Origin of the sequence: Mesorhizobium yinganensis (assembly GCF_040081985.1) — a bacterium.
Taxonomy (GTDB): Bacteria; Pseudomonadota; Alphaproteobacteria; order Rhizobiales; family Rhizobiaceae; genus Kumtagia; species Kumtagia yinganensis.
In genome coordinates this window covers 142,587-165,035 of the sequence record NZ_JBEBMH010000012.1, presented here as the reverse complement: position 1 = coordinate 165,035, position 22,449 = coordinate 142,587, and the positions used below count along the sequence as shown (strand labels likewise).

At 64.5% G+C, this 22,449-nt stretch carries 17 protein-coding genes; 7 read left to right on the top strand and 10 right to left on the bottom strand.

What is annotated here, in order from left to right:
• Nucleotides 1-215 precede the first annotated feature (215 nt).
• The 5 genes from ABMA59_RS21480 to ABMA59_RS21460 are packed head-to-tail and all read right to left on the bottom strand — an operon-like array spanning nt 216 to nt 7,151.
• A complete protein-coding gene (locus ABMA59_RS21480; protein WP_349007433.1) occupies nt 216-1,061 on the bottom strand; it encodes a sugar phosphate isomerase/epimerase family protein in 846 nt (281 codons plus the stop codon).
• Nucleotides 1,058-2,401 carry a DUF6005 family protein gene (locus ABMA59_RS21475; RefSeq protein WP_349007432.1) on the bottom strand — a complete coding sequence of 448 codons (1,344 nt, stop codon included), beginning with the start codon at nt 2,399-2,401 and terminating at the stop codon, nt 1,058-1,060. The genes ABMA59_RS21480 and ABMA59_RS21475 overlap by 4 nt, the downstream gene beginning before the upstream one ends.
• Complete coding sequence (locus tag ABMA59_RS21470; protein WP_349007431.1) at nt 2,401-3,672, bottom strand: AMP-binding protein; 1,272 nt, start codon at nt 3,670-3,672, stop codon at nt 2,401-2,403. The genes ABMA59_RS21475 and ABMA59_RS21470 overlap by 1 nt, the downstream gene beginning before the upstream one ends.
• 13 nt (nt 3,673-3,685) lie before the next feature.
• Nucleotides 3,686-5,395, bottom strand: coding sequence for an IucA/IucC family protein (locus ABMA59_RS21465; protein ID WP_349007430.1), 1,710 nt, complete (start codon nt 5,393-5,395; stop codon nt 3,686-3,688).
• Nucleotides 5,379-7,151: an IucA/IucC family protein gene (locus ABMA59_RS21460; RefSeq protein WP_349007429.1), complete on the bottom strand. Its 1,773-nt coding sequence runs from the start codon at nt 7,149-7,151 to the stop codon at nt 5,379-5,381. The genes ABMA59_RS21465 and ABMA59_RS21460 overlap by 17 nt, the downstream gene beginning before the upstream one ends.
• Before the next feature lie 312 nt (nt 7,152-7,463).
• Between ABMA59_RS21460 and ABMA59_RS21455 the strand changes: the two genes are divergently transcribed.
• Both ABMA59_RS21455 and ABMA59_RS21450 read left to right on the top strand, forming a co-directional pair.
• Complete coding sequence (locus ABMA59_RS21455) at nt 7,464-8,369, top strand: hypothetical protein (protein WP_349007446.1); 906 nt, start codon at nt 7,464-7,466, stop codon at nt 8,367-8,369.
• Nucleotides 8,370-8,605: 236 nt separating this feature from the next.
• The gene (locus ABMA59_RS21450) at nt 8,606-10,450 is read left to right on the top strand and encodes an ABC transporter ATP-binding protein/permease (protein ID WP_349007428.1); all 1,845 of its coding nucleotides are present in this window, start codon (nt 8,606-8,608) and stop codon (nt 10,448-10,450) included.
• A gap of 163 nt (nt 10,451-10,613) precedes the next feature.
• Here ABMA59_RS21450 and nadC read toward each other — a convergent pair whose 3' ends face one another.
• From nadC to ABMA59_RS21430, 4 genes are all read right to left on the bottom strand, one after another.
• The gene (gene nadC / locus ABMA59_RS21445) at nt 10,614-11,465 is read right to left on the bottom strand and encodes a carboxylating nicotinate-nucleotide diphosphorylase (protein WP_349007427.1); all 852 of its coding nucleotides are present in this window, start codon (nt 11,463-11,465) and stop codon (nt 10,614-10,616) included.
• Between the two features lie 2 nt (nt 11,466-11,467).
• Nucleotides 11,468-13,021 carry an L-aspartate oxidase gene (locus ABMA59_RS21440; protein ID WP_349007426.1) on the bottom strand — a complete coding sequence of 518 codons (1,554 nt, stop codon included), beginning with the start codon at nt 13,019-13,021 and terminating at the stop codon, nt 11,468-11,470.
• Entirely contained in the window at nt 13,018-13,992 is a 975-nt protein-coding gene (gene nadA / locus ABMA59_RS21435) for a quinolinate synthase NadA (protein WP_349007425.1), read from the bottom strand. The genes ABMA59_RS21440 and nadA overlap by 4 nt, the downstream gene beginning before the upstream one ends.
• A gap of 66 nt (nt 13,993-14,058) precedes the next feature.
• Nucleotides 14,059-15,048, bottom strand: a complete 990-nt coding sequence (locus ABMA59_RS21430) for an NUDIX hydrolase (protein ID WP_349007424.1) — start codon at nt 15,046-15,048, stop codon at nt 14,059-14,061.
• A gap of 529 nt (nt 15,049-15,577) precedes the next feature.
• On the opposite strand from ABMA59_RS21430, the gene ABMA59_RS21425 reads away from it, so the two are divergent.
• The 4 genes from ABMA59_RS21425 to ABMA59_RS21410 all read left to right on the top strand — a co-directional run bounded on the left by ABMA59_RS21425 (nt 15,578) and on the right by ABMA59_RS21410 (nt 20,006).
• Nucleotides 15,578-16,549 (top strand): MBL fold metallo-hydrolase, encoded by a 972-nt coding sequence (locus ABMA59_RS21425; RefSeq protein WP_349007423.1) that lies wholly within the window; start codon nt 15,578-15,580, stop codon nt 16,547-16,549.
• 572 nt (nt 16,550-17,121) lie between these two features.
• The gene (locus ABMA59_RS21420) at nt 17,122-18,108 is read left to right on the top strand and encodes an MBL fold metallo-hydrolase (RefSeq protein WP_349007422.1); all 987 of its coding nucleotides are present in this window, start codon (nt 17,122-17,124) and stop codon (nt 18,106-18,108) included.
• 97 nt (nt 18,109-18,205) lie between these two features.
• Complete coding sequence (locus ABMA59_RS21415) at nt 18,206-18,442, top strand: hypothetical protein (protein WP_349007421.1); 237 nt, start codon at nt 18,206-18,208, stop codon at nt 18,440-18,442.
• Nucleotides 18,443-18,446: 4 nt separating this feature from the next.
• Complete coding sequence (locus ABMA59_RS21410; protein WP_349007420.1) at nt 18,447-20,006, top strand: cyclic nucleotide-binding domain-containing protein; 1,560 nt, start codon at nt 18,447-18,449, stop codon at nt 20,004-20,006.
• 267 nt (nt 20,007-20,273) lie between these two features.
• On the opposite strand, the gene ABMA59_RS21405 is transcribed toward ABMA59_RS21410, so the two are convergent.
• Entirely contained in the window at nt 20,274-21,032 is a 759-nt protein-coding gene (locus ABMA59_RS21405; RefSeq protein WP_349007419.1) for a sensor histidine kinase, read from the bottom strand.
• A gap of 556 nt (nt 21,033-21,588) precedes the next feature.
• Here ABMA59_RS21405 and ABMA59_RS21400 point away from each other — a divergent pair.
• Nucleotides 21,589-22,347: an SDR family oxidoreductase gene (locus ABMA59_RS21400; RefSeq protein WP_349007418.1), complete on the top strand. Its 759-nt coding sequence runs from the start codon at nt 21,589-21,591 to the stop codon at nt 22,345-22,347.
• The last annotated feature ends 102 nt before the right edge of the window (nt 22,348-22,449 follow it).

Genomic DNA, 22,449 nt, shown 5'->3' with positions numbered 1-22,449 from the left:
ATGATCGTGACAATCGACCGTCCGCGAGCACCCCCACTCCGGCCCTTTGGGCCACCTCTCCCCTTGCAGGGGTAGAGGAAAGCCAAGCTGGAGAAGCGCCGGCAACGCGGCAGCGCCTTTCCTCTACCCCTGCAAGGGGCGAGGTGGCCCAAAGGGCCGGAGTGGGGGGCTCGCCGGTCGAGGTTGCAATCTGCCGTATCAGTCGTGCTTTGGCTTTAAGCCGCCCCCGCCCGGATCGGTGCTTCGCGATCCGTCCTCAGCAGCCGCAGATTGCGCGCGTCGTTGGCGAGCACATTAAAACAGTCGCCGCCGAACCATTCCAGCGAGGCGTCGACCTCCTCGCGCTCGAACAACTCGTCCAGGAACGCCAGATAGTCCACCGCGCCGTCGAACAGCGGCGTCATGCCTGTCCGCTTGCCAGCCGCGGCATAGACATTCGAAGGCTCGAACACCCCGAGATCGGCGCGCGAGCGTACGTTCTTCAGATGATAGTGTTGTATGCTCGGCAACAGTGCGCGATGCGCGGCGAGCGGGTCGTCGCCGCCTTCCCAGACATGCAACGTGTCGAAATTGATGCCGAGCGCCGGGTGGTCGACCTCCTCGATCAGGCGCAGCGTCGATGCGAGCGTGTCGGCAAGCGTTCCCGGATGCGTCTCGACCAGCACCTTGCAGCCCTGGTCCTGCGCGATCATGCAGGCGTCCTTCATCCGCGCCGACAGCCGCCAGCGCGTCTCCGGCGAGGTGTCGCGGCTCGCCGATTTGCCGGCAAAGGTCCGCACCTTGCGGGCGCCCCAGCGGCGGGCCAGCCGGCAGAGATTCGACGTGGCATGGCGCAGCGACGCCAGATCCTCGTCGAGCGGCAGGTAGTCGCTGAGCATGGGCACGGAAAGCCCGAACGACGCAATCCAGGCGGCATCCCGGTCGGTGAGATGCTGCATGTTGCGCGCGTGCGCGGCCCAAAGCTCGACGCCCTGGAAACCGCTGGCGGCCGCCCAGCGCGCGATGTCTTCCAGCGACAGCAGGTGATGGCGGAAGGTGATGGTGCAGAGCGACAGTCTCATGCGACGGCCTCCTCGATGTCGTGGCGCGGCGTGTGCGGCAGGCCGCGGGTATCGCACCAGATGCGGTAGGTCTGGGCGAGGCGGCCCTTGAGCGCGCGCTCCATCGCGTCCAGCGCATCGAGTTTTTCGAACACCGGCGCCGCCAGCGCCTCGTCGCCGGTCTGGCTGAGCTTCATCACGGCATAATGCAGCGCCTTGAACTCCTGGATCAGCGCCTCGATGTCGTCGCAGATCGTGTCGAACTCGGCATTGGAAAGCTGCAGCGACCGCCAGAAGAACGCAAAACCGTGCTCCAGCGCATATTTGCGGATCGAGATCACCGGCAATTCGCGCAGCGCCGTCGACAGGTCGGAGAGCGCCACGCCGTCGCGGCCTTCGACATGCGCCTGCACGATGTCGCGCGTCGCGCTTGTGAGCAGGTTCTCGTCCTCGTGGAAGCAGGCGAGGAAATAGTCGCGCAGGCCGAGCGCCGAAGGTTTTCTGATGTCGGCCGCGTCGAAGATGAAGCCGCCCGCCACAGTCGGCTGCATGATGGCGTTGATCACCTTCTGCTTGTCGATCCTGCCTTCCCAGCGGAAATCCGGGTCCAGCACCATCCAGACGTCCGGGTCCCCCGTCTCCTCCAGCATCAGATAGTGCGGGAACGGGTTCTGGTTGAACTTGTTCTCGCGCTCCGGCAGGTGGAAGAGGTCGAGCATCACCATCAGGAACTCGCTCGGCTTCTTGCCGGCGAGCAAACCGAGCATGGTCGAAAGGTTGTCTTCCTTGCTGGCGTCCGGGCGATACCATTGCCGGACTTTCGGCCCGTACAGGCGCTCGAACCAGTCGCGGAAGAAGTCGTGATTGATCTCCGCCGTGTGATAGGCCAGCCGCCAGCGCTCGTCGACGGCGAAGCCCGCATCCCAGACGCCGAAGAAGAACGGCCGGTGGTCGAGCCCCCGCTGCTTTACCGCATGGCAGACATTGCTGACGAAGCAATGCACCTTGATGTCGACATAGTCCTCGCCATGCACGCCGACCCGCTCCGCCGCTTCCGCCTCGGCGCGGGTGAAGGCCAATTCCCTGGCCGGCTTTGCTGACGCCTCGCTGGCCTGCGGCGCTTCGACGAACAGCCGCGCCAGATCGTCGACCGTGTCCAGGTCCTGCCGGCTGATTGTCTCCTCGGGCAAGGCGACGCCATGGTCGAGTTCCAGCGCCAGCATGATTTCGAGGATGAGCACGGAATCGAGGTAAAGATCCTCGTTCAGCCGCGCCTGCGGGGCGAACGCCGCCACATGCTTGTGCTCGAGTTTGTCGCGCAAAATCGTCTCGATCGCGCCGAGCACCTGATCGTAGGTCACTATGCCGCCTCCGTCCGCACCGCTTCGAATTCGCCGGCGGCGTAGCGCGCGGCCACGTCGCGCCGGCTGATCTTGCCGTTCGCCTGGCGCGGGATGCGTTCCGTCTGAAGGATTTCCGTCGGCATCTGGTGCGCGGCCAGGCGCTGGGCGCACCATTGCCGGAGTTGCCTCTGGTCGACCGCCTGCTCGGCGCTGAACAGTAGCGCGACGCGCTCGCCTGCAAAACTATCCTGCTTGCGGAACACCACCGCATCGCCGATGCCGGCGAAAGTCATCACCACGTCCTCCACTTCCTTCGGATAGACGTTGAGGCCGGAAGCGTTGATCAGGTCGTCGAGGCGCGAGAGGAACACCAGCATGCCGTCGTCGCGGCGATAGCCGAGGTCGCGGGTCTCCACCGCCACGCCGGCGCGCTCCACGGCGATTTCTTTCGGCTCGCCGGCCGTGCCCGCATCGCGTAGCGAGAAGCGTGGCAGCACGCGGCCGACCTCGTTGGCAGCCTGCACGTCGGCATTGATGGCAATGCAGCCGGCTTCCGAGCAGCCATATTGCTGGAACATGTTTCTGGACTTGGCCCGGATCGTCTCGAACCAAGGTTCGGGCAGCAAGGTGCCGGAGGTCATCGTCGCATGCATCTGCTCGCCCGCCGGCAGCAACCGCGCCAGCGTGTGCAGGATCGCCGGCGACGAGATCAGGTAGGGCCGCTCGGTCTCGCGCAGCTTGCGCAGCAGGAACTTTGGATTGCCGGTGTCCAGTATCGCCGGCGTCTGCCCCCGCTTCAGCGCCACCAGTATGCCGCAGATCAGGCCGTAGGAATGGGTGGTCGGGCAAGCGACCAGCGGCGTCATGTCCTGCGGTTCCGTGAAGAAGGAAACATAGGTCTCGACCTCGTCGTCGATGTCGCTCCAGGCCCGCGCGATACACTTCGGCTCGCCGGTCGTGCCCGAACTCATCTGCAGGAGCTGCCCCGGCTCGCCGGCCCGCTCCTCGACGATCGGCTCGCCCTCAAGCCGGTTGTAGATCAGCCAGTTGCACCCCGCCGTCTCTGCCTGGCGCCGCGCCGCCGCATAGGGTGTCGACGGATGCAGCGGCAGCACGCCCACGCCGGCGGCGCGCGCCGCGAAGAAGAACGCCAGCCAGTCCTGCGCCTCGGAGAAGCAGACGGCGAAGCGGTCGCCGGCGCGTTTGTCGAACTGGGCGGCCGCGGCGATGCGCTCGCCTGCGTCCCGAAAATAGGCCTGGTCGAAGACCGTGTCGTTGATGCTGATCATGTCTCGTGTCTCCTTAGGCGCCTGCCAGGCTGTTCGGGATTTCGTGGGCGCACTCAGCGCCCGGCGGCGAAAGCTTTCGCCTGAGCAGCGATTCCGTGCGGATGCGCGGCTCGAACAGCCCGAGCGCGGCCTGCCGGTGCGTCAGCCCGAACTCGAGGGAATGGGCCTGCATCCGCCTGCCGACATCCAGCCAGAAGCTGGCCTCGTCGAGGCCATAGCTCGACCGCAGCAGGTGCGAGATTTCGGCGAGGTTGTAGACGAACAGGCAATCGAGGAAGAGCTCGCCCAGCAATTTGGGGCTCTCCATCCAGTAGTACTCGTTGGGCGCCGCGTCGCGATAGTTGGGATTCAGCGCAACGAAATCGGGCACCATGCCAGGATCGCGCAGAAACCCCGGCACATATTCGACGCTGTCATGAAAATCGCGCATCGCCAGCCGCAGCGGCCAGCCGTCGCGATGGATCAGGATCAGGTTCTGGCCGTGGCATTCCGTGGCAACGCCGTGCCCGGCGAGCAGGTGCCACAGCGGCATCACCACCGTATCGACCATTTTGCCGACCCAGGCGTCCAACCCATGGCGGTCGATCCAGTCGGCAATGAACGGCCGTCCGTCCTCCTCCAGCATCATCAGCGCGTTGAGGGGCACGGCAGTCTCGCCCGGCTCCAGGAAAGCCGTCACGTCCTCGCGCCAGATTGCCGCGACCTGTCCCGCCAGCGGCCCGTCCCGGTCGGCGATGGTTCCGGCATATTCGCCGAGGATTGTGAGCGGGTAGCGCTCCGCAAACAGCGGATCGCCGGCGACAAGATCCTTCAGCCAGCGGCTGATCGCCGGCGCGCTGCACACCGAATAGGGTTCGAGGATGCGTCTCGCCGACGAGTTGACGAGGTTCATCGGCAGCTTGAGATTGGCGCGTCGCGGGTGGTCGCGGTTGAACAGCGTCCGCACCGACTGGCTGGCTGTATAAAAGTCGCCGGCCTCGCCGAGGAAGCCGGCCGAACCGTCGGCCAGCCAGCCCGAAAGCTCGGTCTCCCGCAAGGCAATCCACTGCCACGGATGCAGCGGCATCAGGCCGAACCGTTTTGCATGGTCGTCGAGCCCGGCGCGCCGCTCATCCAGCACCGCAAAACTTTCCGCCCCGAGTTCCCACGTCCAGAAGGCCTGCTCATCGACGGGGAACGCCGAATGCAGCCGCTCCGGGGCGATGGCCAGCCAAACCAGCTGGAAGGCATTGCCGGCTTCCGGACCATAAGCGGCGTGATCGCCATGGTCGAAGCCGGTCCGCGCCTTGAAGCAGGGATGATAGGGGTGGCCCTCATCCATCGCGCTGTCCAGCCGCGCGAACGGCAGGCTACGACGCGGCCGGGGCGGCAGGTTTTCAGCGTTCCAGCGGCAGAAATCCAGCGTCCGGTCCAGTTCGAAGCTGAGCGCCGCCCGTTTTTCGGGGCAGCCTCCGGCGCTCGCAATGACGTCGGTCAGCGTCGCAGGGCGCCACCGTCCGGCATGACCATATTCCAGCGTTCCGGCATCGAACCGCACCCGGCCGAACGCACCGATAAAACCCTGGCAACGTATGCCGGCGCCTTCATGCCGCCATTCGAAGCGGCATTTTCCGCCGCGCCATGACACCGCGCAGTCGACCAGGCCTTCATAAACCAAAGCCTCCGCCAACTGGCGCATGACGCGCCGCTCCGGCGTACCGTTGAGGTCAGGAGGCAATGGCATGCGCGGTCTCGGCGGCCATGAACAGCCCGGCGCGGCTCAGCGGATTGGGGAAATGCGTGTAGAGCATGCCGCTGGCGTCCGCGAGTTCGTCGACATCCCGCAGGCGTATCGCGAGGTTTGCCTTGGCGGTGATGTTCGGCCGGTCGAGCAGGCCGGCAGCGAATTCCCCGCCGACGCCGGTGAGTTCTCCCGCGAGCGCCTTCAGCCGCGCCCGCAGCATGCCGAGCAACTCCGCCTCGCTCGCCAAACCGTCATGGCCGGCGCGCGCCACGACGGAAAAAATCTGGTTGACGACGAGGTAGTAGGCGAAGCGTTCGCGGATCTCGCGGTCGTCGAAGAACAGGCTGCGGATCTGCACGACCTCGGGCACGACGCCATACCAGCGCGCCTTGAAGGCGTTGGAGAGGTAGAACCCCTGGCTGTCGCGGTAGAGGTAGCGGCCGGGCAGGCCGTCCTGCGAAAGATCGAGCAGGCTGTTCTGCTGGTGCGCCTCCAGCGCCACGCCGAACCGGTCGTAGAGCCGCACCAGCGGGTCGAGCGTGCAGTCGAGATAGGCCGCGAACCAGCGGCGGCAGGCCATCCGCACAGAGACATCCTGGTCGCGCGCCACCCGCCTTACAACGTTCTCCAGCACCGACCGGTCGCCGGGAAGCGGTTCGGCGGTCAGCGCCGAAACCGTGATGACCGGATCGTCCGCCCGGCGCTGGAACGGGTTTTCGCGGAAGATGACCTCGAAACCGCTCTCGGCCTGTCCGGGGAAATCCAGCGTCACATAGGCGCTGTCATGCAGAAAACCGAGGCGCGGGTCGAAGCCGTCGATCCCGGCGCGCTGGAACAGCCGCGCCACGGCCACGCCGGCCTCCAGCTCGTGCCGCCGGTTGACGCGCTTCGAGTTGGTGATGCGCACCGGCAGCGAGAATTTCGGCATCCAGGCGGCTTCTTCGCAATAGACGGTGCGCACCGACGAGGTCGCGGTGAACAGCGGGCCGGCCGGTCCGAGATGCCTTATCTGTCCGGACGCCATAAGCGCCCGCACTGCCGGTTCCAGCATCAGGGCCTGCGCCTGCAAAGGGTGCATGGGGATTAGCGTCTCGCCTTCGCCGACGCCGACCTTGCCGGCATCGTCTCCCAGCAGCGCCCCGACGATCGACGTCACTGGCGCGCCTGCCGAATCGCCCCGCACAAGCCGGGACGCGGCAGCAAAATAGGTCAGTTGAAAACCGCCGCGCAGTTCGGGAGCGTAGACCGCCTGCTGCCAGTCGGCCATGCCTTGCAGGCTCTTCGGCGTCGGGTGCAGCGGATGGCCGAAAACCAGCGATTGCTCCGCGCCGATGAAGCCCATTGGCGACAGCGGCGCTGCCTCGGCGGCGTCGAGATAGCGTTTGGTCGCCTGGCAGCTCTGGAGAATCCGTTCGACAAGCTCGATGTCGGCCTGGCGGTGCGCGGCCGGGCCGGTTTCCCTTGCACCCAGCACCAGCAGATGAATGGCAAGGATAGGCTCGATCTCGTGCCAGTTCGGCCCGGTGCCTTGCCGCATCCATATCCGCCCGAACAGATGCATGCCGCAAAGCGACCGGGACCTGACTTCGACACGCAGCGCGGCGTGCCGTGACGGCAGCGCAATCTCGGCGCAGTCGAAATTCCGGTCGCCGACGCGGTGGAAAACCGGAACACCGGGATTCAGTTCCCGCAGGTAGCTGTTTGCGAAGCTTCGAAAAATTGCCTGCTCTGCTGCAATCTGATTCTTGTCGATCATTCGTTGCGGACGCCATGTCACACGGAGAGCAGGGCGCGCTCCGCCGGGAGTTTCAAAGGTTTTGATGGCACCGCGCGTGAGGGCCTGGCCCTGCTGCGTCCGCGGCTAAAAGTTAACTACGATTGTCATGTTATCGCATAAGAACGCTGGGATCAACCTCTCGAAAGCGCGCATCGTGGCTCGCCCCAAAGACGTCCCCGGCATTGACGGTTGTCAGCATCCGTCAGGATGATTTTTCTCAGCTCTGTCCCCGCTCTCCCTCACAGGAGCGATGATTGCATCGCCTGTGGAAAGGAGAGGGCAGTGTTGGCAATGGACTGGAATGCGGCGATCGAGAAGAACCGGGAAGCGCTGAAGCGCATCCTGGCCATGCTGGTTGCGATGGCTGGGCTGGGTGTCGGTGCCGGGCTTGGCGCTGGGGGACAGTTTACTTTCTTTGCGCGGAAGGACGCAGCCGCTTTCAGGCCCGCGCGAGCGGAAAAAAGTAAACTGTCCCCGGCACTTACCCTTCCTCGCCGCCTCTACCGCGCCATCCTCAAACTGCTGCATCCTGCTGAAGCGGCGGCGCGAAGACTGATCGTCGTTGCCGCGCGTGGTCTCACGGTCACCTTGCCGCCGCCTCGCCTGCGAAACCCGAAACCAAAATCCATGGAGCCGTTGCTGCGCGGCTTCGGCATCGCCGTCACGCTTTCACGCGCCGATCTCGCCGCCGCCGCCGCGGCGAGACGGGCCGCGGCCATCCGTGCCGCCCGCCCGAAAACGCTCAGCCTGCCGCTGCTCGATCCGCTGCGGAACCCGTTCCGCGTCCACCGCCGCTACGTGCCGGCACATGCTGCCCCACGCATCCTGTTTCCGGGCGTGGCCGAGCCATATTCGCTCCCGCCGCCGCCATCGCCGCGTGACCAGATCGACGCGACGCGCCTTGCGCTCCGCCTGCAAGCGCTGGCCGCCGCGTTGGACGATCTGCCCGGCCAGGCAAAACGCTTTGCCCGCTGGCGTGCGCGCCGCGAGGCTTTTGTCGCACAACGACGGGAAGAGGCTGGCGCGGTCGCAAAGAAAAGAGTGCCCGGCAAGCCGACCCGCTTCCACCGCCTGTGGCCCCTGAAACCCGGCCACCCGCCCGGCTGGCGGCGCAAACCCACTCATGAGGTCCACGACGTCCTGGACGTCCTCCACGGCCTCGCCGTTTGGGCGCTGGAGCCTGCCGACACGTCCTGACGGTGCCCAGCCGTACACGACGGGCGAAGAGTCGACGGCCACGGCGGATTTCACGGCGTGAAGACGATCCGTGCTGCCCGCAGAGTGCCGCAGCAATTTCGCTGGCCCATTTTCAAGATCGATTGCCGACATGCACTTTGCATTGGCTTTGTTTATGAAGGACGACACGCCACCTCATCCATCGATGACGGCGGTTGTCGGGCGGCGTCGATACGCAGTTTGCCGAGGTGTTTCGGATGAACGACAAGACGGACGGGCAAGCGGTGATCACGGTCGGCGACGAAAGTTTTCGCGACCAGCTTATGATGATGTGGCGGGCCTTCATGGCCTCGCCGGTGCGCAACACCATTCTCTGGCTGATGGCCGGCATCTTCGTCGTCATCGTGGCGACCGCGCTCGGCCAGGTGCTGCTCAACAGTTGGAACCGGCCGTTCTACGATTCGATCGAGCGGCGCGACCTGCAGGCGTTCTTCCATCAACTGGTGGTTTTCGCCGAGATCGCCGGCGTGCTCCTGGTCTTCAACATCACCCAGACCTGGCTGAACCAGATGCTGCGCATAAAACTGCGCGAGGGCCTGACACGCGACTTGATCGGCGAATGGATGTTGCCACGGCGGGCCTTCCGGCTTGCCAAGGCCGGCGCCATCGGCGTCAATCCCGACCAGCGCCTGCATGAGGATGCGCGCCACCTCACCGAGCTTTCCACCGATCTCGGCGTCGGGCTGCTTCAGGCGAGCATCCTGCTCGTCAGCTTCGTCGGCGTCTTGTGGTCGCTTTCGGAGGGTTTTGTCTTTCATTGGTCCGGACACTCGTTCGAGATCCCGGGCTACATGGTGTGGGCCGCGGTGCTTTATGCCGGCATCGCCTCGTTCCTGAGCTGGCTCGCGGGCCGGCCGCTGATCAACCTGAACAGCGAGCGCTATTCGCGCGAGGCCGAACTGCGGTTTTCGCTGATGCGGGTCAACGAGCATGTCGATTCGATCTCGCTGGCGGCAGGCGAGGGCGAGGAGCGGCGGCGGCTGGAACTCGACCTTGCCGCTGTGCTGGCGGCAACGAAACGCATCGCGCTCGCCACCGTGCGCCTGACCTGGGTGACGGCCGGCTACGGATGGATCACGGTGGTTGCGCCGATCGTGATTGCCTCGCCGGTCTATTTTGCCGGCGACCTGAGTTTTGGCGGGCTGATGATGGCGGCGGCGGCGTTCACCCAGGTTCATGCCTCGCTGCGCTGGTTCATCGATAATATCGGCGGCATTGCCGACTGGCGCGCCACCTTGCTTCGCGTCGCCTCGTTCCGTTCGGCTCTGCTGAAGATCGAAGACGTCCACGACGTGGAGAAGCGGATCGCCTTCGTGCCGGCCGAAGGCGACAGGATGGTTTTCGACAATCTCGAAGTCTCCTCGCCGGACGGCTGCGCGCGGCTCTCGGAGACGCATGCCGAGATTGCGGCGGGCGAGCGCGTGCTGATCACCGGCAAGCCGGGAGCCGGAAAGACGCTGTTTTTCCGCGCGCTGGCAGGCCTGTGGCCTTGGGGTGGAGGCCGCGTCGAACTGCCGGCCGGGCAAGCCGTGACTTTTGTTCCGCGCACCCCGTATTTCTCGCCGGGTTCGCTCCGCGACGTGCTTTCCTATCCCGTCGAGGAATCGAAAAAATTCACCGACGCGGACCTCGTGTCGGCCCTGACGAAAACAGGCCTCGGCCGGCTCGCGGCGCATCTCGACCGCGATACCCGTTGGGAACGGGAACTGACCGACGAGGAACTGCGGCTGCTGGCCTTCGCCCGGCTGGCGCTGCACAGGCCGCGCTGGGTGGTCATCGACGAGGCGTTGGACACGCTGGACGCCGACACCAGGATCCGTGTGTTTTCAGTTCTGGAGGAGGGCGGTCCGGACGCCACGGTGATCAACATCGGCCGCGCCGACATCGGCGGCGGCTTCTTCTCGCGCACGCTGCACCTCGCCATTGATCCGAAAGGCCATGCGCTGAAACCTGTGAAGGTCGGCGGCAGGCTGACGGACAAGCCGGCGATCAAGGAACGGCGCGCCGCCAAGACGACGGCCCGCAAGGCGAAGCATCCTTGAAGGAGGGCGCGTGGTTGGACGGAATATATTGGACCGCCTGCGACGCATCCCGGTTCCATCCGCAATTACTCCGCTGAACAACCGAGGGCCGCGCTCAGGTGCGGTTCGGCGACCGGCACGAGATCCGCAGCCGTGCCAAAATTGGAGGAACAGTTCGCCCTGGTCAGGGCGCAATGTCCAATCCGATATCGAGGATCGGCGCGCTGTGGGTTATCCAGCCGACCGAAATCAGGTCGACGCCGGTGGCGGCAATCGCCGGCGCCGTCTCGGCGGTCACCCGGCCGGAAGCTTCGGTGATCGCGCGGCCGCCGACCATCGCCACCGCCTGGGTCAACTGTTCCAAGGACATGTTGTCCAGCAGGACCGCATCCACGCTTGCCGCGAGCGCCACTTCCAACTGCGTGATCGTGTCGACCTCCACCTCGATCTTCACCATGTGGCCCGCCGCCGCCCGCGCGCGCTCTATGGCCGTGCGGATATCGCCGGCGATCGCGATGTGATTGTCTTTGATGAGTACGGCGTCGTCGAGGCCGAAACGATGATTGGCGCCACCGCCGGCGCGAACGGCGTATTTTTCCAGGGCGCGCAGGCCGGGCGTCGTCTTTCGCGTGCACACGATCTTGGCCTTGTGATCCCGGACGGCGTCGACGACCGCCGCGGTTTGCGTGGCAATGCCGCTCAGGTGGCAAAGCAGATTGAGCGCCGTCCGCTCGGCCGTCAGCAGCGCGCGGGCAGGCCCACGCACCGTGGCGATGACGTCGCCGGGCGAGACGCCCGTGCCGTCGGAATGAATGACGGCGACTTCGGTTCGCGGATCGATCAGCTCGAAGGAGAGGGCGGCGACGTCGAGACCGGCAACCACGCCCGCCTGCCGTGTCGCAAGAACCATCGTCGCTTTCGCATCCGCTGGGACAATCGCGTCGGCGGTTATATCGCCGGCGCGGCCCAGATCCTCGAGCAGAGCCGCGCGCGCCAGTGGCTCGATCATCACGCGCGGCAGCGGTGTCAGCGTCATGGTCAAGCCGTCCTGTCCAGCAGTGCTTCCGAAGCGGATGTCGTGTCGGCAAGGATCGCCGCCGCCTCGAGCGTCTCGTCGAGCGTCAGCCGAGGCGATTGCGGCTGGGCATGTTGCCCGGGAAAATCGGTCCGGAAATGCGAGCCCCGGCTTTCCTCGCGCCGAAGCGCGGCAACCGTCATCATCAGCGCGGCAAGAGCGGGGTCGGACGCGCTGTCATGGCCGGCTGCAATCGGCGCCAGCACCTTCGCCGCCTGGCGCAGCGTCCCGCCGTCGCGTTCGATGCCGAGCGCGCGCGAAGCGATCGGACGGATGCTCGCAGCGTCCGGTCGCGGCGGCACAATCGCCGGTCTCGGCCGTCTGGGCGAGGCGAGGGGCGTTGCGGCGACGCTTGTCGCGACCCACGCGGCGGACGTCACGGCTTCGATGAGTGAATTGCTGGCAAGACGGTTGGCGCCGTGCAGGCCGGTGCGGGCGACCTCGCCGCAGGCCCACAGGCCGCCAACCGAGCTGTGGCCCTCGGCATCCACGGCCACGCCGCCCATGTGATAGTGAGCCGCGGGACGCACCGGGATCGGCTGCATGGCGGGATCGATGCCGGCCTCGCGGCAGAGCAATGCGATCGCCGGAAAGCGCTCGGCGAATTTCGGTCCGAGACAGCTCCGGGCGTCCAGGAACACACGATGTCCGGCGCCCAACTGCCGCCATACGCCCCGCGCCACGACATCGCGCGGCGCCAGTTCGCCGGCGGGCGTATCGGCGAGGAAACGCCGGCCGCGTTCGTCGACCAGGATCGCGCCTTCCCCGCGCACCGCTTCGCTGACCAACGGCATCGGACGGCTCGGGCCGTCGAGCGCGGTCGGGTGGAACTGCACGAATTCGAGATCGGCGAGTTCGGCGCCGGCACGCGCGGCAAGCGCCAGGCCCTGGCCGAACGAGCCGAGCGGGTTGGTCGTATGGTCGAACAGGCCGCCTATGCCTCCGGTCGCGAGCACGACGCGGCCTGTCGGAAGCGAGATGGCGTCGCTGTCTCCGACGGCAAGCACACCGGTGATTGCGCCGTCCTCGACGAACAGGCGCCGGAGCTCGACACCCTCGACAATCGTGATCGAAGGTGTCCTTCGCACGGCGGCGACCAGCGCGCGGACCAGTTCACGGCCGGTGGCGTCGCCGCCGGCATGTACGATCCGCCGGCACGAATGGGCGGCTTCGAGCCCGAGCAGGAGCGTGCCGTCCGGCGCCTGGTCGAAGCCGACGCCCAGTTGTTCGAGAAATCCGATCGCTTGAGCGGCCGCGTCGACGACCCGTCTTGCGGCGTTCGCGTCGCAAAGCCCGTCGCCGGCCGCGAGCGTATCGGCAAGATGAAGGTCCGGACTGTCATCGCTGCCGAGGCTCGCCGCGAGGCCGCCCTGGGCAAGCGCGCTGGACGTTTGGTTTCCCAGCGGGGCCTTCGAGATGAGGACGACCGGTTCCGGCGCAAGATGAAGCGCCGTCATCAGTCCCGCAATCCCGCCGCCGATGATCACCGGACGGCCGTCGAGGTGGTGCGTGATCATATGGCGAGCATCCGTTCGACCGCCCGGCGTGCCCGCTCGGCGACATTCGGATCGATGGTGACGACGTGGCGGTTCTGTTCGAGCGCCGTGCGGATGTTGGCGAGCGTTATGCGCTTCATATGCGGGCAGAGATTGCATGGACGCACGAAGTCGACCTCGGGATGCTCGACGGCGACGTTGTCGCTCATCGAGCATTCGGTCATCAGCACGACACGCGCCGGCTTGTGCCGTCCGACATAATCGGACATCGCTGCCGTAGAGCCTGCGAAGTCCGCCTCCGCGACGACCTCCGGCGGGCATTCCGGATGGGCGAGCACGGTGACGCCGGGATGCGCCTCGCGCAGTTCGCGTATGTCGGCGGGGCTGAAGCGCTCATGCACCTCGCAATGTCCCTTCCAGGCGATGATCTCGACCTCGGTCTGCGTGGCGATGTTCCTGGCCAGATATTCGTCCGGCAGCATGATAACGCGCGGGGCGCCGAGCGATTCCACCACCTGAAGCGCGTTGCCCGACGTGCAGCAGATGTCGGACTCGGCTTTCACTGCGGCGGAGGTGTTGACATAAGTCACGATCGGCACGCCGGGATAGCACTGCCGCATCAGGCGCACATCCGAAGCCGTGATCGAGTCGGCCAGCGAGCAGCCGGCGCCGAGGTCAGGAATGAGCACGGTTTTGCCGGGATTGAGCAGCTTGGCCGTCTCGGCCATGAAATGCACGCCGGCGAGCACGATGACGTCCGCCTCGATAGACATCGCCTTGCGGGCGAGCGCCAGGCTGTCGCCGACGATGTCGGCCACGCAATGGAAGATCTCGGGCGTCTGGTAGTTGTGGGCCAGGATGACGGCGTTGCGCTCGCGCTTCAGCGCCAGGATGGCTTCGATGTCGTCGGTGAAGGCCGGCCATTCGATTGCCGGGATGACCCGTTGCACGCGCTCATAGAGCGATACGGGGGCAGGCAGGGAAGTGGGCATCGGCGCTCCAATTATGCTCTAAGTGAGTATAATTTGGATATATACTTACTGTGAGAATAATGGATGTCAAGTCCGGGACAGCGGCAATTTTGTCCCTGCGACCGCCCGCTCGTCGAGAACGGCGTGACGGAACCGGAAGAGTTTTGCCGGCCGCCCGACGGTGTCGGCGGTCGTCTCGCCGGTCTCCTCGACAAGATCCTGCTGCTCGATGAGGCGCCGGAAATTTGGCTTGTGGACCAGCCGTCCGGAAAGGGCTTCCACGGTACGCTGCAACTGGAGGAGGGTGAACACGGGCGGCATCAGCTCGAACACGACAGGCCGGTATTTGATCTTGGAGCGCAGCCGCGCGACCCCCGTGGCCAGGATGCGGCGATGGTCGGCTGTCATCGCGGTCCCGGAGATCGGTGGCGATGCGGTCGCCTCGGATCCGCGCATCGCCTCTTCGATGAGGGCTGCTTCATAAAGCAGCTCATAGCGCTGCAAGACGAGCTCTTCGTTCCAGTCGCGGCCGTCCAAGCCGAACGCGAACGCGGCCCGCCGCCGGCGCTCGCGCTTCAACGGGTCCAGCCCGGCATTGTCCGCCCAGGCCAGCAGGCGAGGCCGCAGAACCTCCGAGATGATCGGCGGAATGCCGGAGCGATGATCCTCCCATGGGAAATAATCGTACCAGCGCCGCCAGGCGCGCCTGGCCTCGTCGGCGGCATGTTCGGCGCGGGTCAAGGCAAGGTAGCTGATCGAGATCACCCGCTGCCGGTGTCGCTCGCCAGCCCGGTCGCTGTCGGCACCAGCGCGGTCGCTATCGGCAAATGTGTAGAGCTGCTCTATATAGCCGAGTTGCTGGCCGGTCTGATGCTCCACCCATGCCCTCAGCCCGGATTGCAACGAGCGATGGCCAAGTTCGAAGGGTCCCGAGGGAAGGGTGCTGCCCTGTCCGACGGTGAGAACGCTCGGCCCTTGATTCGGGACCGCCACGACCACCGCGATCAGATCCACGCTGGCGTTGTGGGCCTCGCCTGAGCGCGCGTCACTCCGGCTTGCTTTCTCCTTGTCCCGCATATGCCCCCGAGCCGTTCGACTCTCCGCAGTCTGAGGGAGGTCTGATCACCGGGAAGGTGGACTCTGGCCCGTTGCCAGTCAACGCTTCTGGAGCACACTCGACCGCTGTGCCGACAAGCTGTCGGCCATGCTACGCGTCGAGACTGGCAAATCACGCAGGCGGGCAACGCGAGCGGCGGACCTCCGGTCGCGGCACCTTCGTGCGGTTGGCGTTCGTGCCGGGGCGGGATGACAGGCAGACCTTTGATTGGACCAAGGCCGTAAGGGACTGATATCGCGGGATAGGATTTCCTATCGCTGGGGCTGCCGCCGACAGGCAAACGGCACGGCCGCCCTGCATTCGGCCAAGTGGCCAATTGGACATTCGCACGAGATCACCCATGCTTGTGGTGAGCCTGGCATGGCCCTTCGCCGGGAATGACCGATGCTTCCGGTCGATGGCTGCGCGGGCCGAACCGGCGCAAATTCCTGCCACCCCAAGCGGCGGTCGGTGAAGCCGAGTTTGCCGGACCGTGGAAACGGGCGGCGGATGAGGCTGACACGGCTGAGACATGTCGATCAGCAGGAGGCAATCGTGAACACAAACCCGAGCCTGAGCAACATTTCGCAACCTGTCAGACTAGGACCCGACGAACTGGTTCCGTCGCGTTATGCGGTGCGGGTCGGCGAGATCGACGTGATGGTCATAAGCGACGGCGTGCTGACACCACCCGCCGAGTCGATGGCGACCAATGCCGACCCGGTTGTTCGGGGCGCCTGGCTCGACAACTTGTTTCTGTCACGAGAGGCATTCGATTGGGCGCTGAACACGGTCGTGGTGCGCAGCGGCGGCCAGACCATACTCATCGACAGTGGGATAGGAGGGGAGGTTCCGGACTTCCCGCGAGCCGGGCAATTTGGCCACCGACTGGCGGCCGCGGGCATCGATCTTGCCTCGGTGACCGATGTGGTACTGACCCACATGCACTTTGATCACGTCGGCGGGCTGCTGGTAGATGGGGTGAAGGAACAATTGCGCGATGACCTTCGCATCCATGCGTCGGCCGCTGAGGCCAAGTTCTGGGAAGCTCCCGATTTCTCCCGCACCGGCATGCCGCCGGCGCTCGCCGAGGTTGCCCGGAGTGCCTCCAAGCGCTTCCTGACGGAATACCGTGACCGGTTGCACACCTTCGAGGTCGAGCAGCAGGTGGCACCGGGAGTGGTTGTTACCCGCACCGGCGGTCACACTCCTGGACATAGCGTGGTTCGCGTGACCTCCGGCGGCGACCGGCTGATGTTCGCCGGAGACGCGATTTTCCCAGTCTCGTTCGACCACCCCGAATGGCACAACGGCTTCGAACACGATCCCGAGGAGGCTACGCGCGTCAGGCTCGCTCTGATGAAGGAACTGGCGACGACCGGTGCCTGGCTGGTGTCGACGCACCTGCCGTTTCCGTCCGTCGGCCGTGTCGCGGCCGCCGGCGATCTCTTTCGCTGGGTGCCGGCTTGGTGGGATTACTGAGCGCCCGTCGTTGAGCGCCCGTTCAGTGTGAACAAGTTCGCCGTCGAGAATCGAACCATGATTATCTGTCCCTGCAATCTATCGAGCGTTCAGGATGTCCCCTCCACAACCGGGACAGAGGCCCAGCGCTCGACCAGCCATGTCGATCGCTGTGCTGGCGGCGGCATGAAAGGTGGTCGCTGTGCGGCCATCATCGACCGCCTGGGGGACGGGTCGCACGGCAACGCGCCCGGCCTTGAGGCAGTTGTCGGACAGGCTCCAGCCAGTCAGCGAGGCATGTCACGTCTCACATTCACAGTGGACCGCTGACAGACAAGAGGCACGGTGACCGCTCGCCGGTCGAAACGGCGAGTTCGACCCAGCGCCAGATCACCTCTGCGCAAAACGAGCGCGCCATAGACCTTCGCATTGCCGGACCAACGCTTCCGTTCAATGGCCGCGTAGGTCGAGACATCGCAATCTGTGTCAGCAGACACCGGATGCCCGGCCTTTGAGTTGCATGGAGATCCAGGTGGGCAAGCGGCGGAATTGGCCGATACGGCCGTCAATGAGGCAGCCAGCAGGAGACGAACATGAGCTTTGCGGAGCAACAGGAGAACAATATGAGCTTTGAAAGCAGCTCACAGCCGTCGATCAGACACTGTGTCGACAAGGTGAACACGAGACACATCCACGGCAGGCCGGAACCTGAACTGGTTCCGTCTCGCTACTCGCTGAAGGTCGGCGCGATTGACGTGCTGGTGGTCAGCGATGGGGTGCTGTCGCTGCCGGGTGCGATGTTGGGCCACAACGCCGACCCGGCTGTTCGGGCGGCCTGGCTGGAGGACATGTTCCTCCCGCCGGATGTGCTCGAATGGGCGCTAAACGTGGTCGTGGTGCGCAGCGGCGGCCGAACCATACTCATCGACGCCGGAATGGGAGTGGAGTTCCCGGACTTGCCGCGGGCCGGGCATACGGCCCAGCGACTGGAGGCCGCCGGCATCGATCTGGCATCCGTGACCGACGTGGTGCTGACCCATCTGCATATGGACCACGTGGGCGGGCTGCTCGTCGATGGCGTGAGGGACCGACTGCGTCGGGACCTGCGGATTCACGTGGCTGCCGCCGAGGCCAAGTTCTGGGAGGCTCCCGATTTCTCCAGGGTCTCCATGCCGCCGGGATTTCCCGAGGCGCTTCAGCGCACGGGTAAGCGATTCCTGGAGGAATACCACAGCCGAATGAGGACCTTCGAGAATGAGTACGAGGTGGCGCCGGGTGTGCTGGTCCAACGCACTGGCGGCCACACGCCCGGGCACAGCGTGGTCCGGCTGGCGTCCGGAGGAAACCGGCTGACCTTCGCCGGCGATGCCGTGTTCCAGGTCGGGTTCGACCATCCAGACTGGCACAATGGGTTCGAACATGATCCCGAAGAGGCGGCCCGCGTCCGTGTCCGTCTCCTGCGGGAGCTGGCGGCGAACCGCGAGTCTTTGGTCGCCACTCACCTGTCCTTCCCCTCCGTATGCCATGTGGCGGTCGACGGCGATGTTTTTCGGTGGGTGCCAGGTCCCTGGGAATACTGACCGCTCGGCTTGGTCATGACCGTCCGCGGCGAAGTCGGCCGGCCAAGAAACGCCGGCCGACTTCGATACCGGCAAGTCCAGGAGCGGAGGCAAAGCGATGAGCGGCGAACCGAGTTACGCGCCCAAGAGCAGTATCGGGCGATGGCTCGACACACGCCTGCCGGTGCCGCGGATGGTGCACGACCAGTTCATCGCCTATCCCGTCCCACGGAATCTGAACGACGCCTACTGCTTCGCCTTCGGCCTCATCGTTATGCCGCTGCTCGGCCCGATCGAGACGCCCCATCGACTGCCGAATTCGATCACGGAGGCAGTGTTGGAAAAGAGGCGCTGAGAACATGCTTGACCTGGGTACAATCCTGAAAGGATCGAGCGCGCCGCTCCTTTACATCGTGTCGGTCGGCTTGGCCGGAATCGTCGTCTGGCATCTCATTCCCAAACGTCTCGTCAAGGCACGGCTGATCGTCCAGATTGGCTTTTTCCTCGCAATGTCGGCCATGCTGCTCGACCGGCATGTCGTCCCATACGAGACCCCAAACGGAAGCATCGCTACCGCGGATGCGATCCTGGTTGGATCAGTCAAGCTGCTTTGGTGGCTCCATCTCGCCTGGGCGCTGATCGGTTTTGTCCGTTTGTATCTGGTCGTTGAGCGCAAGCCACGCGAGGCGCGACTCCTGCAAGACCTGGTCGTCGGCGTGGTCTATGTCGGAATGTTGCTGTCGGTTCTTGCCTTCGTCTTTGCCGTGCCAGTGGGAACGCTGATGGCTACGTCAGGCGTCTTCGCCATTATCCTCGGACTGGCGCTCCAGAACACGCTGAGCGACGTATTTTCGGGCATTGCGCTGAATCTCGGCCGCCCATATGTGCTCGGCGACTGGATCGTGCTGAGCGATGGCACCGAAGGGCGGGTTGTGGAGACCAATTGGCGGTCGACGCATCTGCTCACTTCGGACCACAATGTCGTGGCCCTTCCGAACAGCTTTCTCGCCAAGCTCGGGCTTACCAATGTCAGCCACCCGGACGAGAGCCACGGGCTCTCCGTGACCGTGCGGCTGGCGCCGACAAAAATGCCTGCCGTCATCGCGGACGTAATGCAGACCGCCTTGGTGAGCTGCAATTCGATCCAGAAGGAACCGCCGCCGCTGGTCAAGATAAAGGGACTGGATGCGATCGCGATTGAGCTCGAGCTGGTTTTCGGAGTCGCGACGATCGGCCAGCGGATCGCGGCGCGGAACGAGGTTTATGATCTGGTCTATCGGCATTCCAAGTCCGCCGGCCTGTTGCTTGCGATGCCGCCGACCGCCTCGGTTTCGATGGCCGATCTGCCTTCAGAGGAAACAGCAAGCCCTCCGCAGGCCGCGCCGATCGATCTTATACGGGCCATTCCGGTGTTCTCGCGCCTGACGCAGGACGAGCAGCAAGCTCTCGCGGCGACGACCATGGTGCGCACCTACCGCAAGGGCCAAATCATCGCGCGACAAGGCGAAATGTTGCCGTCGCTGATGATCGTGCGGGCGGGCGTCATCGTGCGTGAGAGGAGCGAGGCGGATACTCCGCTTCAAGAAATCGGCAGTCTCGCCCCCGGCGATTTTTTCGGTGAAACCGGCTTGCTGGCGGGCATGGGCGAAATGTCGACGCTGCGTGCCATGAGTCACGTCGTGGTCTACGAGATCGATCAGGCAAGCTTCGCTCCTCTTCTCCTGGCTCGGCCTGAAATGGCCGAGGATCTCGCGGCGATCCTGTCGAGCCGGATGTCAGCTTTCGCCGAAGACGGCACGCTGGGACCGCAACACGTGAGTTCGAGGATGGCGATGCTCAAGGCCATTCAGACCGTCTTTCGCGCCGTTCCATTCAAACATGTTCTGGGAACGCCAAAGGCGAGTCGGACAAAGGGCTAGACATCAATCCATGGTTACGAACCGAGCCTGGCGTTGCCCCCGAAACCTCATCCCTGTCCATATCCGAGCTTTTTGAAGGACCAAGCTCGTGTCGATTCCCGGGGCCCCTTCGATCCGCCATATGATCAGACCCGCAACCCCCATCGATCTGATTGGTCCCGAGTGTTTGCACCTGCTGAAGGTTGCAAAAACAAGCCACATCTGCCGCAAACGGCGTGTGGGAAAGAATGACCGGGCGGCCCACGCCGGCGCCCCATTGGCTTCCAGTCAATCCTGCTGGGTCTGCGTGGCAGGAAGCTGCAATGTCACCGTGGTGCCTTCCCCAAGGGCGCTTTGAATGTCGACGCGACCGCCGTGGCGCTCGGCAAAATGTTTCACCATGGGCAGTCCGACGCCGCCCAGGCCCGTTCCCTTGGTGGTGAAAAACAGATCGAAGGCGCGAAGCACGGTCTCGCGCGTCATCCCGATGCCGTGATCTTGAACCTGAACCTCGACAACGGTTCCCCGATCCTGGACGACCGCGACGGCGCTTATCGAAATCGACCCGCCCTCCGGCATCGCATCACGCGCGTTAAACACGAGATTCAAGATGGCATTTTGGACGCCCAGAGAATCACACGTTACAGCGGGTAGATCTCGCTCAACGCGAACCTCAAGACGGACGTTAGCCGCCGATGTGCTTTGGACGAGTTTTTCGACCTCGGCCAGACAGGCGACGATGCTTGCATGTTCAGGCGTCCGCCGACTTGTTGCGGCTCGGCTTAGGGTCTCCCGGACAAGCGCACCGGCTCGCTGCAAGGCGGTCGCGGCGCTGGCAATTGCAGGCTCGACAGCCGAAACCGTCGAGACGCTCGGGTCGCGGGCGATCCGATTCAGCGCGGATGTTGCGACCTGAATAAGGTTGCCAAGGTCATGGACAACGCCGGCGGCCGCGTGCTCCCCAGGCGGGTCGCAAACGGACAAATCTCCAGTCCGGCCGAAGAATAATTTGCCGGATGCGCCTAATCTTGTTTCCGTGTCCGACATTTTCACCCCCGCTGTTTTTCGATCTAGACTTGGCGGATTGGTCGTGCTGACACGCTATATTGAGGTGTGTTCGCAGGTCGATTGGATCGAGGACGAGGGCGAGCCATACGGCAGTATATGTCTTGCTGCGGCTTTTATCGGTTTGCTTGCTGGTGTTCGGGGAGGCCGAGGAACGCCGGCCCGATATTGATAGCAGGGGGCATGACCAAACGTGCCTGACCCGCGCTCTATCTGTGACCATCAGCGCGCCCGTGCCCGCTCGCTGCTAACCCTCTCCCGACCGGGCAAAGCCGTCACCCCTCGAGCGCATCGGTTCTAGACTTTCGGCTCGTCCGACCGAGCCGTGGGTTCAATATTTTCGCGTGCCAAGAAGGCGCATTCTCATGGGCATTGAACGACCGCGTCGCCGGTCGAGGAAGCCCGTCGCAACACTGAAGCTGGCGGTCGACCGAGCCGCTCGAAGCACCGTTCGCCCATTGAGGAATGGACGATAGGCGGTTTGAGAAGTCGCCGAGATTTCAAGCAGATCTTTTCGCATTCACAACAGGAGCATGACATGAAAATCGTCGTTATCGGAGGCACTGGCCTCATAGGCTCGAAGACGGTCGAGAGACTGCGCGGGAAGGGCCACGAAGTTCTCGCAGCCTCACCGAACTCAGGCGTAAACACGATCACGGGCGAAGGCCTGGCCGAGGCCCTTTCCGGAACGCAGGTTGTGATCGACCTGGCGAATTCGCCGTCCTTCGAAGACAAAGCGGTTCTGGAATTCTTCCAAGTCTCCGGCCGGAACCTGCTCGCCGCGGCAAAGGCGGCCGGCGTGACGCACCACATCGCACTCTCGATTGTGGGCGCCGAACGCCTGCCCAAGAGCGGCTATATGCGCGCAAAAATGGCTCAGGAAAAGCTGATCAGAGCTTCTGGCATCCCCTACACCATCGTTCATTCAACGCAGTTCTTCGAGTTCCTGGGGGGCATTGCCCAGGGTGGAACGGTCGGCAACGTCGCAACCATTTCGTCGGCGTATTTTCAGCCGATCGCTTCGGACGATGTCGCAGATATCATGGCCGACGTCGCCATCTCCCCGCCGCTCAACGGCGTGCTCGAGATCGCCGGTCCCGACCCGGTTCGCATGAGCGATCTCGTGGCGCGATTCCTGAAGGCGACGAACGATCAGCGTCACGTGACGGCCGATCCCCACGCGCCCTATTTCGGTACGGAACTGGACGACCGTTCGCTTGTGCCCGGCGACAATCCACGCATCGGACCAATTCGTTTCGATGAGTGGTTCAGCCGCACTCCGCTCCAGCGACACTGATCGGTCTCCGCAATGACCAGGCATCGTGCCGATGCCGCGCGAATGACAATCTTGGAGCGGACCGATGAAAGACGAACTTCCGCTTTCCCTTGGAGTACCTCG